At 72.6% G+C, this 13,636-nt stretch carries 14 protein-coding genes and 1 riboswitch; of the genes, 6 read left to right on the top strand and 8 right to left on the bottom strand.

Features of this window, described 5'->3' with window-relative positions; translation table 11 throughout:
• Positions 1–25 precede the first annotated feature (25 nt).
• The 3 genes from murQ (at position 26) to A8713_RS13865 (ending at position 2,344) form a co-directional block, all read left to right on the top strand.
• On the top strand, positions 26–1,003 hold the full coding sequence (murQ, locus tag A8713_RS13855) for an N-acetylmuramic acid 6-phosphate etherase (RefSeq protein WP_064533787.1): 978 nt from the start codon (positions 26–28) through the stop codon (positions 1,001–1,003).
• 143 nt (positions 1,004–1,146) lie between these two features.
• Positions 1,147–1,704, top strand: a complete 558-nt coding sequence (locus A8713_RS13860) for a DinB family protein (protein WP_064533788.1) — start codon at positions 1,147–1,149, stop codon at positions 1,702–1,704.
• Between the two features lie 64 nt (positions 1,705–1,768).
• A complete protein-coding gene (locus tag A8713_RS13865) occupies positions 1,769–2,344 on the top strand; it encodes a hypothetical protein (RefSeq protein WP_064533789.1) in 576 nt (191 codons plus the stop codon).
• Positions 2,345–2,385: 41 nt separating this feature from the next.
• Here the strand turns inward: A8713_RS13865 and A8713_RS13870 are convergent, their stop codons facing one another.
• Positions 2,386–3,876, bottom strand: a complete 1,491-nt coding sequence (locus tag A8713_RS13870) for an MFS transporter (RefSeq protein WP_064533790.1) — start codon at positions 3,874–3,876, stop codon at positions 2,386–2,388.
• 135 nt (positions 3,877–4,011) lie between these two features.
• Here A8713_RS13870 and A8713_RS13875 point away from each other — a divergent pair, with 135 nt between their 5' ends.
• Positions 4,012–4,365 carry a VOC family protein gene (locus tag A8713_RS13875; protein WP_216826771.1) on the top strand — a complete coding sequence of 118 codons (354 nt, stop codon included), beginning with the start codon at positions 4,012–4,014 and terminating at the stop codon, positions 4,363–4,365.
• Between the two features lie 155 nt (positions 4,366–4,520).
• Here A8713_RS13875 and groL read toward each other — a convergent pair whose 3' ends face one another.
• The 4 genes from groL to thrC form a co-directional block, all read right to left on the bottom strand.
• On the bottom strand, positions 4,521–6,143 hold the full coding sequence (gene groL, locus A8713_RS13880; RefSeq protein ID WP_018567050.1) for a chaperonin GroEL: 1,623 nt from the start codon (positions 6,141–6,143) through the stop codon (positions 4,521–4,523).
• 376 nt (positions 6,144–6,519) lie between these two features.
• Positions 6,520–6,723: a cold-shock protein gene (locus A8713_RS13885; protein ID WP_004986573.1), complete on the bottom strand. Its 204-nt coding sequence runs from the start codon at positions 6,721–6,723 to the stop codon at positions 6,520–6,522.
• A gap of 431 nt (positions 6,724–7,154) precedes the next feature.
• Positions 7,155–7,430 carry a MoaD/ThiS family protein gene (locus tag A8713_RS13890; RefSeq protein ID WP_018567049.1) on the bottom strand — a complete coding sequence of 92 codons (276 nt, stop codon included), beginning with the start codon at positions 7,428–7,430 and terminating at the stop codon, positions 7,155–7,157.
• Positions 7,427–8,713 (bottom strand): threonine synthase, encoded by a 1,287-nt coding sequence (gene thrC / locus A8713_RS13895; RefSeq protein ID WP_064533792.1) that lies wholly within the window; start codon positions 8,711–8,713, stop codon positions 7,427–7,429. Before thrC ends, A8713_RS13890 begins: the two co-directional genes overlap by 4 nt.
• A gap of 17 nt (positions 8,714–8,730) precedes the next feature.
• Positions 8,731–8,892, bottom strand: a riboswitch (SAM riboswitch).
• Positions 8,893–9,088: 196 nt separating this feature from the next.
• Between thrC and A8713_RS13900 the strand changes: the two genes are divergently transcribed.
• A complete protein-coding gene (locus A8713_RS13900) occupies positions 9,089–10,033 on the top strand; it encodes a glucosyl-3-phosphoglycerate synthase (protein ID WP_064533793.1) in 945 nt (314 codons plus the stop codon).
• A 47-nt stretch (positions 10,034–10,080) separates the two neighbouring features.
• Here the strand turns inward: A8713_RS13900 and A8713_RS13905 are convergent, their stop codons facing one another.
• A complete protein-coding gene (locus tag A8713_RS13905) occupies positions 10,081–10,788 on the bottom strand; it encodes a hypothetical protein (RefSeq protein ID WP_064533794.1) in 708 nt (235 codons plus the stop codon).
• Positions 10,789–10,963: 175 nt separating this feature from the next.
• On the opposite strand from A8713_RS13905, the gene A8713_RS13910 reads away from it, so the two are divergent.
• On the top strand, positions 10,964–12,397 hold the full coding sequence (locus A8713_RS13910) for an alpha,alpha-trehalose-phosphate synthase (UDP-forming) (protein WP_079158959.1): 1,434 nt from the start codon (positions 10,964–10,966) through the stop codon (positions 12,395–12,397).
• Positions 12,398–12,419: 22 nt separating this feature from the next.
• On the opposite strand, the gene otsB is transcribed toward A8713_RS13910, so the two are convergent.
• Together otsB and A8713_RS13920 are read right to left on the bottom strand one after the other, a co-directional pair.
• Complete coding sequence (otsB, locus tag A8713_RS13915) at positions 12,420–13,289, bottom strand: trehalose-phosphatase (protein WP_064533796.1); 870 nt, start codon at positions 13,287–13,289, stop codon at positions 12,420–12,422.
• A 52-nt stretch (positions 13,290–13,341) separates the two neighbouring features.
• On the bottom strand, positions 13,342–13,614 hold the full coding sequence (locus A8713_RS13920) for a DUF3263 domain-containing protein (protein ID WP_064533797.1): 273 nt from the start codon (positions 13,612–13,614) through the stop codon (positions 13,342–13,344).
• Positions 13,615–13,636 lie beyond the last annotated feature (22 nt).

Raw genomic sequence — 13,636 nt, forward strand, 5'->3', positions numbered from 1 at the left:
GCACGCACGGAGAGAGCCACCCCTCATGACCTCCACCTCCCCCTCCCCCTACGGCCGGCTGCGCGCCGAGCTGGAGTCGCTGACGACCGAGGCGTTCCGTCCCGAGCTGTCCGAGATCGACCGGCTGCCCACGCTGGAGATCGCCCGGCTGATGAACGCCGAGGACACCGCCGTGCCCGCCGCCGTCGCCGAGCGGCTGCCGCAGATCGCCGCCGCGATCGACGCGGTGGCCGAGCGGATGGCGCGCGGCGGCCGGCTGATCTACGCGGGCGCGGGCACGGCCGGGCGGCTCGGGGTGCTGGACGCCTCCGAGTGCCCGCCCACCTTCAACACCGACCCCGCCCAGGTCGTCGGGCTGATCGCGGGCGGCCGTGAGGCGATGGTGACCTCGGTCGAGGGCGCGGAGGACTCCCGGGAACTGGCCGTGGAGGCGCTGGACGCCCTCGGCCTGACCGCCGACGACACGGTGGTCGGCATCTCCGCCTCCGGGCGGACCCCGTACGCGATCGGCGCGGTCGAACACGCCCGCGCGCGGGGCGCGTTGACGATCGGCCTGGCCTGCAACGCGCACAGCGCGCTGGCCGCCGCGGCCGAGCACGGCATCGAGATCGTGGCCGGTCCCGAACTCCTCACCGGCTCGACCCGGCTGAAGGCGGGCACGGCGCAGAAGCTCGTCCTGAACATGCTGTCGACGATCACCATGATCCGGCTGGGCAAGACGTACGGGAACCTGATGGTCGACGTGCGCGCCTCCAACGAGAAGCTGCGCGCCCGTTCGCGCCGCATCGTGGCGCTGGCCACCGGGGCGCCGGACGAGGAGATCGAGCGGGCGCTGACGGCCACCGACGGCGAGGTGAAGGACGCCATCCTGGTGCTGCTCGCCGGGGTCGACGGACCGACGGCGGCCCGTCTGCTCACGGAGTCGGCCGGCCATCTGCGCGCCGCGCTGGCGGCACCGGACGCACGCGGCCCGGAGACCGGCCGCGGCGTCCCCGCGGTCTAGGGTCTGTCCGAAGACTCGATGCCCCGGCCCCGCCCTGGGGCCCGGTGCCGATCTAGGACGCGATCTGACCTACATCGGCCCTACCGTGGTGCACGCACGAGGAACACGGGACAGGACACCACGGACACCACGGAGGGCCGGCCATGACCGAGAACACGCAGAACGAGACCGCGCGCACCGACCGGACGGCCGTCACCGGCGAACGCGCGGACCTGCTGGCGGCGCTGGCCAAGCAGCGCCACTTCCTGACCTTCCCCGCCCGCGGCCTCACCGACGAGGAGGCCGGGCGGCGCACCACGGTCAGCGAACTGTGTCTGGGCGGCCTGATCAAGCACGTCACCGCGGCCGAGCGCGCCTGGACGGCCTTCATCGAGCAGGGCCCCTCCGCGATGCCCGACTTCTCCGCGCTGACGGAGGCGGACTTCGCCCGGCGGGCCGACGAGTTCCGCATGCTGCCCGGGGACACGCTGGACGGGGTGCTGGCCGCGTACGCGGAGGTGGCGCGCAGGACGGACGAGCTGGTCGCGTCCCTGCCCGACCTGGACGCCGACCACCCGCTGCCCAAGGCGCCCTGGTACGAGCCCGGCGCGCGCTGGTCGGCCCGCAGGGTGCTGCTGCACATCATCGCGGAGACCGCGCAGCACGCCGGGCACGCCGACATCGTCCGCGAGGCCCTGGACGGCGCGAAGAGCATGGGCTGAAGAGCAGTGGCCGAGGCCCGGGGGCCGGCGCCCGGGGCCGGTGAGGTGTGCGACGCTGGCCGGTATGAACCACGCACAGCTCACCGCTCTCGGACGGGCCCTGCGGGTGATCGGGGAACACGGTGAGGAGCTGACCTCCGACACCCCGGCCGCGCGGCTGCACGAGGTGAAGGCGGATCTGCGGCGGGCGCTGGACCTGCTGGAGGAGAGCGTCTCGCAGGACCGGCCCTCGACGCGGTGCGCCGAGCATCCGACCGGGCCGGTCGACGAGGACGCCCCCGACCTGTGCCTGCTGTGCGAGACCCGCCGCCGCGCGGCCCGCCGCGACCGGTACGACGGCGGCTCACGCCCCGCCTCCGGGCCGGGCTCCGGCACGGCCTCCTCCCGCTACGGCGTCCGCGAGGACCGCCCGCAGCCCCAGCAGCGCTGGCTGCCGGAGCTGTGGAACGGCCGGGAGTGGCAGCTGTGCGGCACCCCGCGCCGGGACCGGCGCGAGGCGGAGCTGTTCGTCGCGGCCCAGCGGCGCGGCCCGCACGCGGCGGCGGCCTACCGCCTGGTGCACGAGTTCACCGACTACGAGGTGGTGCGCACCTGGGGGACGCCGGTGCGGGTGGACATCGAACCGCTGGGCAACCTGTGAGGCGCCCCGGGGGCGGTCGGCCGGACAGGCCCTAGCTACAGCTAGCCCTTCGGTCCGACCGCCTCGGTACCGGCGGCCCGCGCCGCCGGGTCCGCCGCGGCCGGGGCGCCCGGGGCGGGGGCGGTGCGCCGGCCCGGGATGAAGGCGGCGATGACGAAGCCGAGCAGGGCGGCGCCCGCGCCCAGCGCGAGGACGGTACGGAAGCCGTTCTCCGAGGGCAGCGCGTAGGGGCCGAACCGCGTGGTCAGATGGGCGAGGACCACACCGGCGACGGCGCTGGCGGTGGAGGTGCCGATGGACCGCATCAGCGTGTTGAGGCTGTTGGCGGCGCCCGTCTCGGAGGCGGGCACGGCGCCCATGATGAGGGTGGGCATCGCCCCGTAGGTGAAGCCGATGCCCGCGCTGATGACGCAGGGCGCCAGGACGAAGTGCCAGACCTGGTCCATCAGGACGATGTTCAGCAGATATCCGGCGGCCACGATGAGGGCGCCGGTCATCAGGGTCACCTTGGCGCCGCGGGCCCGCGACAGGGCCGCCGAGAACGGGGCCACCGCCATCATCACCAGCCCGGAGGGCGCCATGACCAGGCCGGTGGCGAGCAGCGACTTGCCGAGGCCGTAGCCGGTCTGCGAGGGCAGCTGGAGCAGCTGCGGGATGACCAGGGACATCGAGAACATCGCGAAGCCGATCGCGATGGAGGCGAGGTTGGTCATCAGCACCTGGCGGCGGGCCGTGGTGCGCAGGTCCACCAGCGGTGCCTGGACGCGCAGTTCGAAGGCGCCCCAGGCGAGCAGGATCACCACGGCGGCGGCGAGCAGGCCCAGGGTGGAGCCGCTGCCCCAGCCCCAGTCGGCGCCCTTGGAGACCGCGAGCAGCAGGCACATCAGGCCCGCCGCCATGCCGAGGGCGCCCACGGCGTCGAACCGGCCGCCGGAGCGCACCTTCGACTCCGGTACGAGCAGCAGCACGAGGACCGCCGCGACGGCGCCCAGGACCGCCGAGGCCCAGAAGAGCATGTGCCAGTCGAAGTTCTCGGCGATGACCGCGGCGGCGGGCAGGCCGAGGGCGCCGCCCACACCGAGCGAGGCGCTCATCATCGCGGTCGCCGAGCCGAGCCGCTCGGCGGGCAGTTCGTCGCGCATGATGCTGATGCCGAGCGGGATCACCCCGGAGGCGAGGCCCTGGAGGGCACGGCCGACGACCATCGGGGCAAGGGAGTCGCTGAGCGCGGCGACGACCGAGCCGGCCACCAGCATGACGAGGCTGAGCAGCAGCATGCGGCGCTTGCCGTACATGTCGCCGAGGCGGCCCATGACGGGGGTCGCGATGGCCGCGGCGAGCAGCGTGGCGGTGACGACCCACGCGGCGTCCGACGCGGAGGCGTGCAGCAGCTTCGGCAGCTCCGAGACGATCGGGATCACCAGGGTCTGCATCAGCGAGACCACGATGCCGCCGAAGGCCAGGACGGCCACGATGGCGTTGGGTCTGGGCAGGGCCTCGGCAGCGGTGGGCCGGGCGGGTGCGTCGGACATGGAAGAGGTCTCCGGGAGAGCAGGGGTACTTGACTCAAGCAACCATAATTCGACTTGATTGACTTAAGCAAGCTAAATCGGTGGCCGCCGACGGCCACCATGGGGTGGTTCGCCGGTCTGCCTATGCTCAGGCGCATGGCACTGGAATGGGAACAGATCATCGTCGACTCCGCCGACCCGGTCGCTCTGGGGCGCTGGTGGGCCGAGGCTCTCGGCTGGGTCGTGGTCGACGAATCCGAGGAGATCATCGAGATCCGGCCCGAGCCGGACCGGATGCCGGGCCTGCTCTTCGTGCCTGTCCCCGAGGGCAAGACGGCGAAGAACAGGCTGCACCCCGACTTCCGCCCCGACGACCAGGAGGCCGAGGTCGCGCGACTGCTCTCCCTCGGCGCCCGGCGCGCCGACACCGCGCAGGACGGGCAGCACTGGGTCACCCTCCTCGACCCGGAGGGCAACGAGTTCTGCGTCCTGAGCGAGCGCAGGAGCTGAGCGGGGACGCCGTCGAAGGACACAGGGACCGGCTGCGACCGCCTACGGCCGGCGGGTCCCGGCCGCAGCCGGCCGCCCCGGAAACGCCCGAGGGCGGCACCCCCTGGAGACAGGGGGTGCCGCCCTCGGCAGGGACGGGCTGATCCGCGGGCGGATCAGAAGTCCATGTCACCGCCCGGCATGCCGCCCGGAGCGGCCGCGGCGGCCTTCTCCGGCTTGTCGGCGATGACGGCCTCGGTGGTGAGGAACAGCGCGGCGATCGACGCGGCGTTCTGGAGCGCGGAGCGCGTCACCTTCGCCGGGTCGATGATGCCCTCGCCGACCAGGTCGACGTACTCGCCGGTCGCGGCGTTCAGGCCGTGGCCCGGGGTCAGGTTGCGCACCTTCTCCACCACGACACCGCCCTCGAGGCCGGCGTTGACGGCGATCTGCTTCAGCGGGGCCTCAAGAGCCAGCTTGACGGCGGCGGCACCGGTGGCCTCGTCGCCCTCCAGCTCCAGCTTCTCGAACACCTGGGAGGCCTGGAGCAGGGCCACGCCACCACCGGCGACGATGCCCTCCTCGACGGCCGCCTTGGCGTTGCGCACGGCGTCCTCGATGCGGTGCTTGCGCTCCTTCAGCTCCACCTCGGTGGCGGCACCGGCCTTGATGACGGCCACGCCGCCCGCGAGCTTGGCCAGGCGCTCCTGGAGCTTCTCGCGGTCGTAGTCGGAGTCGCTGTTCTCGATCTCGGCGCGGATCTGGTTGACCCGGCCGCCGACCTGCTCGGAGGAGCCGGCGCCGTCGACGATGGTGGTCTCGTCCTTGGTGATGACCACCTTGCGGGCCTTGCCCAGCAGGTCGAGGGTGGCGTTCTCCAGCTTGAGGCCGACCTCCTCGGAGATGACCTCGCCGCCGGTGAGGATGGCGATGTCGCCGAGCATGGCCTTGCGGCGGTCGCCGAAGCCCGGGGCCTTGACGGCGACGGACTTGAAGGTGCCGCGGATCTTGTTGACGACCAGGGTCGACAGGGCCTCGCCCTCGACGTCCTCGGCGATGATCAGCAGCGGCTTGCCCGACTGCATGACCTTCTCCAGGAGCGGGAGCAGGTCCTTGACCGAGGAGATCTTGGAGTTGGCGATGAGGATGTACGGGTCCTCCAGCACCGCCTCCATGCGCTCCATGTCGGTCGCGAAGTAGGCGGAGATGTAGCCCTTGTCGAAGCGCATGCCCTCGGTGAGCTCGAGCTCGAGCCCGAAGGTCTGCGACTCCTCGACGGTGATGACGCCTTCCTTGCCGACCTTGTCCATGGCCTCGGCGATCAGCTCACCGATCTGGGTGTCGGCGGCGGAGATGGAGGCGGTGGAGGCGATCTGCTCCTTGGTCTCGACCTCCTTGGCCTGGTCGAGCAGGGCGGCGGAGACGGCCTCGACGGCCTTCTCGATACCGCGCTTCAGGGCCATCGGGTTGGCACCGGCGGCCACGTTGCGCAGGCCCTCGCGGACCAGGGCCTGGGCCAGCACGGTCGCGGTGGTCGTACCGTCGCCGGCGACGTCGTCCGTCTTCTTGGCGACTTCCTTGACCAGCTCGGCGCCGATCTTCTCGTACGGGTCCTCGAGCTCGATCTCCTTGGCGATGGAGACACCATCGTTGGTGATCGTGGGGGCGCCCCACTTCTTCTCGAGGACGACGTTGCGACCCTTGGGGCCGAGCGTCACCTTGACGGCGTCCGCGAGCTGGTTCATGCCGCGCTCGAGGCCGCGCCGCGCCTCCTCGTCGAACGCGATGATCTTGGCCATGTGAAGTGGTCCCTCCAGGACTGGGGGTGATTCCTTCGGACCGCGCCCGCGCCCGCGACGGACGGCTCGCCGACCTCGTGGTTCCTTGCCCCACCCGGCCTGCGGGCCTCACCGACCCGGTCCTCGTTGTCACTCTCACCTTCAGAGTGCTAACGCCAATGATTAGCACTCGGCATGCCCGAGTGCAAGGTGCGCCCGCGTAGCGGGCTCGATGAGGGGCGGTGGTCGGGTGACGGGCGGGCGCAAGCGCCTCTGGTGGGGAGGCCGCCTCCGGCCGGGATCAGCCGGAGGCGAACAGAGGGGAGGGGGCGGGGCGCGGCGGGCAGGACGAAGGGCCCACACCCCGCAAGGTGTGGGCCCTTCGTGTGATGTACGTTCAGGCGGTGACGCGAACCATGTCGGCCTGCGGGCCCTTCTGACCCTGCGAGATCTCGAACTCGACCCGCTGGCCCTCTTCCAGCGTGCGGTAGCCGTCCATCTGGATCGCGCTGTAGTGGACGAAGACGTCCGCACCACCGTCGACCGCGATGAAGCCGTACCCCTTCTCCGCGTTGAACCACTTGACGGTGCCCTGAGCCATGCCTAACTCCCCTATTACTGGCCCTTGCACAGATCCGCACTTCGCGGATCCGGGTCAGACCTCACCCCCCGTGAATCGGGGGCGTGCGCCGGAACGCGTCGACCGCGGCTGAATGTATCTGTCCAACTGCCGTCTGCAACAGGTCAATCGGACGAGAAATCCGGGCGGGAGCGGTCCGGAATGTGACGAGAATTCGGCTGAACCCTGGGCAAGTCGGGCCCCATAAACGCGGCAAATGCCGCAAAATACCCGCGGAATTTGGCTGTTTCTCATCGGCGGGCGGCAGAAATCAAGGGGCGCTCGACCGGGAGATCCGGGGCGCCTTCCCCAACTCTACCGCGCTCAATCACATGGAATTGCCCCCTCCGCTTCTCCCGCGGAGGGGGCAATTCACCGGATACTCCGATCACCGTCATTACCGACGGTAATGATCAGCCGCCGGCGACCGCCGGGATGATCGAGACACCGGCGCCGTCCGGGGTGGCCGTCTCCAGGCCCTGCTCGAAACGGACGTCGTCGTCGTTGACGTAGACGTTGACGAAGCGGCGCAGCTTGCCCTGGTCGTCCAGGACGCGCGCGGCGATGCCCGTGTGGTTCTTCTCCAGGTCGGAGATGACCTCGGCGAGGGTGGCGCCGTCGGCGCTCACCTCGGCCCGTCCGCCGGTGTAGGTGCGCAGGATGGTGGGGATGCGAACGGTCACGCTCATGCGAGGCCAGCCTCTCGGAAGGAGTCCAGGGTGGGGCGGATGGTGGCGGTCAGACCGGTGCCGGCCACCGCGTCCAGGGTCTTGAGGCCGTCGCCGGTGTTGAGCACGACGGTGGTCTTCGACGGGTCGAGCAGACCGCTCTCGACAAGCTTCCTGGTGACGCCGACCGTCACCCCGCCCGCGGTCTCCGCGAAGATGCCCTCGGTGCGGGCCAGCAGCTTGATCGCGTCGACGACCTGCTCGTCCGTCACGTCCTCCACGGCGCCGCCGGTGCGGCGCGCGATGTCCAGGACGTAGGGGCCGTCGGCCGGGTTGCCGATGGCGAGGGACTTGGCGATGGTGTCCGGCTTCTGCGGGCGCACCACGTCGTGTCCGGCCTTGAAGGCGGTGGAGACCGGCGAGCAGCCCTCGGCCTGGGCGCCGAAGATCTTGTACGGCTTGTCCTCGACCAGGCCGAGCGCGATCAGCTCGCGCAGGCCCTTGTCGACCTTGGTGAGCTGGGAGCCGGAGGCGATCGGGACGACGATCTGGTCGGGCAGCCGCCAGCCGAGCTGCTCGCAGACCTCGTACGCCAGCGTCTTGGAGCCCTCGGCGTAGTACGGCCGCAGATTGACGTTCACGAAGCCCCAGCCCTCGCCGGCCGGGTCGCCGATCAGCTCGGAGCAGAAGCGGTTCACATCGTCGTAGTTGCCCTCGATGCCGACGAGTTCGCCGCCGTAGATCGCGGCCATGACGACCTTGCCCTGCTCCAGGTCGTGCGGGATGAACACGCAGGAGCGCAGTCCGGCGCGGGCGGCGGCGGCGCCGACGGCACCGGCCAGGTTGCCGGTGGAGGAGCAGGACAGGGTGGTGAAGCCGAAGGCGCGGGCGGCCTCCAGCGCCTGGGCGACGACGCGGTCCTTGAAGGAGTGCGTCGGGTTGCCGGAGTCGTCCTTGACGAACAGCTTGCCGGTGTCGACGCCGAGTTCGGCGGCGAGGCGGTCGGCCTGGACGAGCTTGGTCCAGCCGGGGTTGATGTTCGGCTTGCCGGCCACGTCGGCGGGGACGGGCAGCAGCGGGGCGTAGCGCCAGATGTTCGCGGGGCCCGCTTCGATCCGCCGGCGCAGTTCCTCGGTGTCGTAGCCCGAGAAGTCGTAGGCGATCTCCAGCGGGCCGAAACACTCCTCGCAGGCGAAGACCGGGCCGAGCGGCACGCGGTGACCGCACTCGCGGCAGCTGAGCGCCGCGGCGGGACCGAGGTCGACGGTGGAGTCGGTGCTGGTGGCAACTGTCTGCACAGCCATGGAGGCGAGGCCCTTTCTCCTCATCTTCCCCACGACGCATCTCGCCGTGAGACGGAATTGGCACCTTCCCGAGCCGGGAGCCTCGCGGTGGCGACCGCGCGACGGCGATCGGTACGAGACCGGCTGGAGGGTTGCCGGGGCTTCATCGGGCCGTGTCCCTCTGCCCCTCTGGATGAGCGGTATTCGATTGTGGGGCGCGGCGACCCCGGCATGCGACGGTCGTCCGCGTTGTTCAAGACTGTAACCGACGGCCAGGACAGCGAGAGACCGTCGTCCGAACCGCGAGACAGATCACACGATGATGTGATCCGGTCCGTACCGCAGGCCGCAGCGAGCCGCGCAGGAGTGCCGCGCAGGAGTGAGGAGCCACCGACCGTGCTGGAAGAAGTCGAGCGCTGGCTGAGGACACGTTCCTGGTCCGTCGCCGACCGGCCGCTCCCCGGCGTCCTGGCCGCCAAACGCGCGAGCGGCGCCACGGTCAGCGTGGTGCTGCCCGCGCTGAACGAGGAGGAGACGGTCGGGGACATCGTCGCCGTGATCCGGCGCGAGCTGATGGCGCGGGTGCCGCTGGTCGACGAACTCGTCGTGGTCGACTCGGGCTCCACCGACCGCACCTCGCGGGTGGCCGCCGCGGCGGGCGCGCGGGTGGTGCACCGCGACACCATCCTGCCGCGCATCCCCGCCGTGCCCGGCAAGGGCGAGGTGCTGTGGCGCTCGCTGCTGGTGACCCGCGGGGACGTCGTCTGCTTCGTCGACGCCGATCTGCGCGAGTTCTCCGCCGACTTCGTCACCGGGATCGTCGGCCCGCTGCTGACCGACCCGGACGTCCAGCTGGTCAAGGCCATGTACGACCGGCCGCTGGGCACCGCCGCCGGGCAGGGCGGCCGGGTCACCGAGCTGATGGCCCGGCCGCTGCTGAACATGCACTGGCCGCAGCTGGCCGGTTTTGTGCAGCCGCTGGGCGGCGAGTACGCGGCCCGCCGCTCGCTGCTCGAACAGCTGCCGTTCCCGGTCGGCTACGGCGTCGAGCTGGGCATGCTCGTGGACGCGCTGCACCTGGTCGGTCTGGACGCGCTGGCCCAGGTCGACGTCGGTGAGCGCATCCACCGCCACCAGGACGGGCAGGCGCTCGGCCGGATGTCCGCCGCGATCTACCGCACCGCCCAGCTCCGGCTGGCCCGCGGCCATCTGGTGCGCCCCTCGCTCACGCAGTTCGAGCGCGGCGAGGACGGCTTCGAGCCGCGCACGTACTCCGTCGACACCGAGGAACGGCCGCCGATGAGCGAGATCGCGGAGTACGCGGCACGGCGGGTCGCCTGAGCGGCGGCCCGCCGCCGGGCCCGCCCCGGCCCCGTCAGCCGGCCCCGTCAGCCGGCCACGCCGTCCGACCAGCGCCAGCGGCCCGCGCCGTCCTGCGCGCAGGTCAGGTACTCGCCGCCCTTGCCGTAGGTGCTCATGCCGTGGTGCCGGTCGGCGCAGAACTGGCCGTCGGCGTAGCAGTTGCCGGCCGGGCTGGTGAGGGCGCACGCCTTGCTGCCGCTGTTCCCGCCGCCGCTGCCGCCGGTCGTGCCACCGCTGCCTCCGCTCGTGCCTCCGCTGCCGTCGCCGGAGGCGGTCTTCGCGGGGGCCGGGGTGTGCAGCGGCCGGCCGGCGCAGTCGCGGCCGTCGCGCGCCACGGTGAACGTCACCGCGCCGCCGGCGGCGCGCTGCTCGCAGACCTTCTCGGCGGCGCCCCAGGAGGAGGCGCTCCGGCCGGTGCCCTGCAGGTGGACGGCGTAGCGCAGGCCGCCGGCCCGCGCCGCGGCGACGGCCGTGCCGACGCCGGAACCGGTGTAGTCGCGCAGGGTGGCGGCCGGGGTCGCAGTGGCGGACGCGGCGGGTCGCGTACTCGCCGGCTCCGTCGCCGGTTCCCCGGACGGCTCCGGGGCGGCGCTGGTGGCCGCCGCGCTGGCCGTGGCCGGTGCCGGGTGCGCCGCCGGCGTCCCGGAGTCGTCGTCGCAGCCGGCCAGCGCCAGCACACCGGCGGCGAGCAGCGCCGCGGTGCCGGCGATCCGGCGCACGCGCAGAAGTTGCATGGAACCCCACCCCTCACAGACCGTCCCGCGCACGGCACGGGACGGAGATCACTGACATGCACCGCACATCTTCGGGGTCTTCACACTTCTCTTACAAGTCGGCGGGCGGCGAAATCCGCACCGGCCCGCCGCCGCGCACGTTTGAGCGATCGGGGGCCGGGCTAGGTTGAGGACCATGGCTGCAACGCACGGTGCCGAGGTGCTGGTCGCGTCCAATCGCGGACCCGTTTCGTACGAGCTCGGCGAGGACGGTTCGCTGCGCGCGAGACGCGGCGGCGGCGGACTCGTCTCCGGTCTGTCCGCGATCGGCCCGGACGCGGGCGCGGTATGGGTGTGCGCCGCGCTCGGCGACGCCGACCGCGAGGCCGTACGGCGCTACGAGGACGGGCGCAGGCTGCCCGCCGAGGACACCGGCGGACAGCGGGTCCGGATGCTCGACATCGCCCCGGACGTCTTCTCCGACGCCTACAACGGCATCGCCAACTCGGTGCTGTGGTTCGTCCACCACATGCTCTACCAGACCCCGCTGGAGCCCGTCTTCGACGCGGAGTTCCGGCGGCAGTGGGCGTCGTACGAGGCGTACAACCGCGCCTTCGCCGAGGCGCTGGCGGAGGAGGCCGCCGAGGGCGCTGCCGTGGTGGTGCAGGACTACCACCTGACGCTGGTGCCGGGCATGCTGCGCGACTTCCGGCCGGATCTGCGCATCGGGCACTTCTCGCACACCCCGTGGGCGCCGGTGGACTACTTCCGGATGCTCCCCGACGACATCGCCCGCCAGGTGCTGCGCGGCATGCTGGGCGCGGACCGGCTGGGCTTCCTCACCCAGCGGTGGGCGGACGCCTTCGCCCAGTGCTGCGAGGCCCTGACCGACGGGCTCGGCGGCACCCGGCTCGGGGTGCACGGGCTCGGCGCGGACGCGGAGTTCCTGCGCGAGCGCGCCCACCGCGCCGACGTCAAGGAGCGGATGGCGCTGCTGCGCGAGGAGATCGGCACGGCCCCGGACGGCGGCGCCCGCCGGACGGTCGTCCGGGTGGACCGCACCGAGCTGTCCAAGAACATCGTCCGCGGGCTGCTGGCCTACCGGCACCTGCTGGAAGAGCGCCCCGAGTGGCGCGAGCGGGTGGTGCACGTCGCCTTCGCCTACCCCTCGCGCCAGGACCTCGCCGTCTACCGGGAGTACACGGCCGAGGTGCGGCGGCTGGCCGAGGAGATCAACGAGCGGTACGGCACGCCCGGGTGGCGGCCGGTGCTGCTGCACGTCGAGGACGACTTCGCCCGCTCCCTCGCGGCCTACCGGATCGCGGACGTGGCGCTGGTCAACCCCATCCGCGACGGCATGAACCTGGTCGCCAAGGAGGTGCCGGTCGTCTCCGACGCCGGGTGCGCGCTGGTCCTGTCGCGGGAGGCGGGCGCCTGGGCCGAGCTGGGCCCGGACGCGGTGACGGTGAACCCGTACGACGTCGTCGGCACCGCCGAGGCCCTGCACACGGCGCTCACCATGCCGGTGGCGGAGCGGGCCGAGCGCTCCGGGCGGCTGGCAGCCGCCGCGACCGCCCTGCCCCCGGCCCGGTGGTTCCTGGACCAGCTGAGGGAACTGGACGCGGGCTGAGCCGCGGCCGGTCCCCGGCCGCTCACATACGGGCCGCCAGGGCGGCCAGCAGGCGCACCACTCCCTCCGGGCCCGGCACCACCAGGTCGGCCCGCGAGGAGAGTTCGGCGACCTCGCTGCTGCCGCTGCACACCAGGACGCCCGGCAGGCCCTCGGAACGGAGCTTGTCGACGGCGGTGAAGGCGGGCAGGTCCCCGAGGTCGTCACCGGCGTAGAGCACGGAGCCGGCGCCCAGGGCGCGGACGTGCTCCAGCAGGGCGACGCCCTTGTCCATGCCCGGCGGGCGCAGTTCGAGGACCATGCGGCCCGGTTCGACGATCAGTCCGTGGCGGGCCGCGAGGCCGGCGAGCGGCGCGCGCAGCGCCTCGAAGGCGGCCTGCGGGTCCTCGGCGCGCCGGGTGTGCACGGCCAGGGAGCGGCCCTTCTCCTCGATCCAGGTGCCCTGCCAGGCGCCGATCCGGTCGAGGAAGCCGGGCAGTTCGGCCCGGACGGCGGCGACCCCGGGATGCGGGTCCGGGGCGGTGACCTCCCCGGTGGCCGCGTCCCAGCGTTCGGCGCCGTAGTGGCCGAGGACGACGAGGTGGTCGAGGCCGGGGACACCGGCGAAGCCGCCGTTGCGCACGGCGACCCCGGCGGGGCGGCCGGTGACCACGACCACGGCGGCCACCTCGGGGGCGAGCGCGGCGAGCGCCGGGAGCGCCCCTGGATGCGCCCTGGCCCGGTCGGGGTCGGGCACGATCGGCGCCAGGGTGCCGTCGAAGTCGAGCGCGATCACCGCGCGCTCGGGCCGTGCCAGCAGCGCGGCCAGCCCGTCCCGCCCGGCCTGCGTGGCGGGCTCGGGCAGCGCGGGTGCGTCGGGAGCGGGGTCGGTCGAGTCCGTGTCGTGGCCCATGTGCCGAACCTATCCACACACGGCGCGGCCCACTCCTCGGCGGCGCCGGGTCTCAGCGCTCGGACCGGCGGGCGTCGCGCACCCGGCGCAGCCGGTTGACCGTCACCGGGTCGTGCTCCAGCGCGCGCACGTCGTCGAGCAGCGCGTTGAGCAGCTGGTAGTAGCGGACCGGGGAGAGGCCGAGCTCCTCGCGGATCGCGCGTTCCTTCACGCCCGGTCCGGTGAAGCCCCGGCGCTCCAGGGCGAGGATGTCCCGCTCCCGGCGCGCGAGGTGCCGCCCGGGTGCCTGCTCCGGTCCGCCGCCCGGTTCGTCGTCCGCGTCCATACGGGCACCGTAACCGCCGCTG

The organism is Streptomyces sp. SAT1 (assembly GCF_001654495.1).
In the GTDB taxonomy this organism is placed as follows: Bacteria; Actinomycetota; Actinomycetes; order Streptomycetales; family Streptomycetaceae; genus Streptomyces; species Streptomyces andamanensis.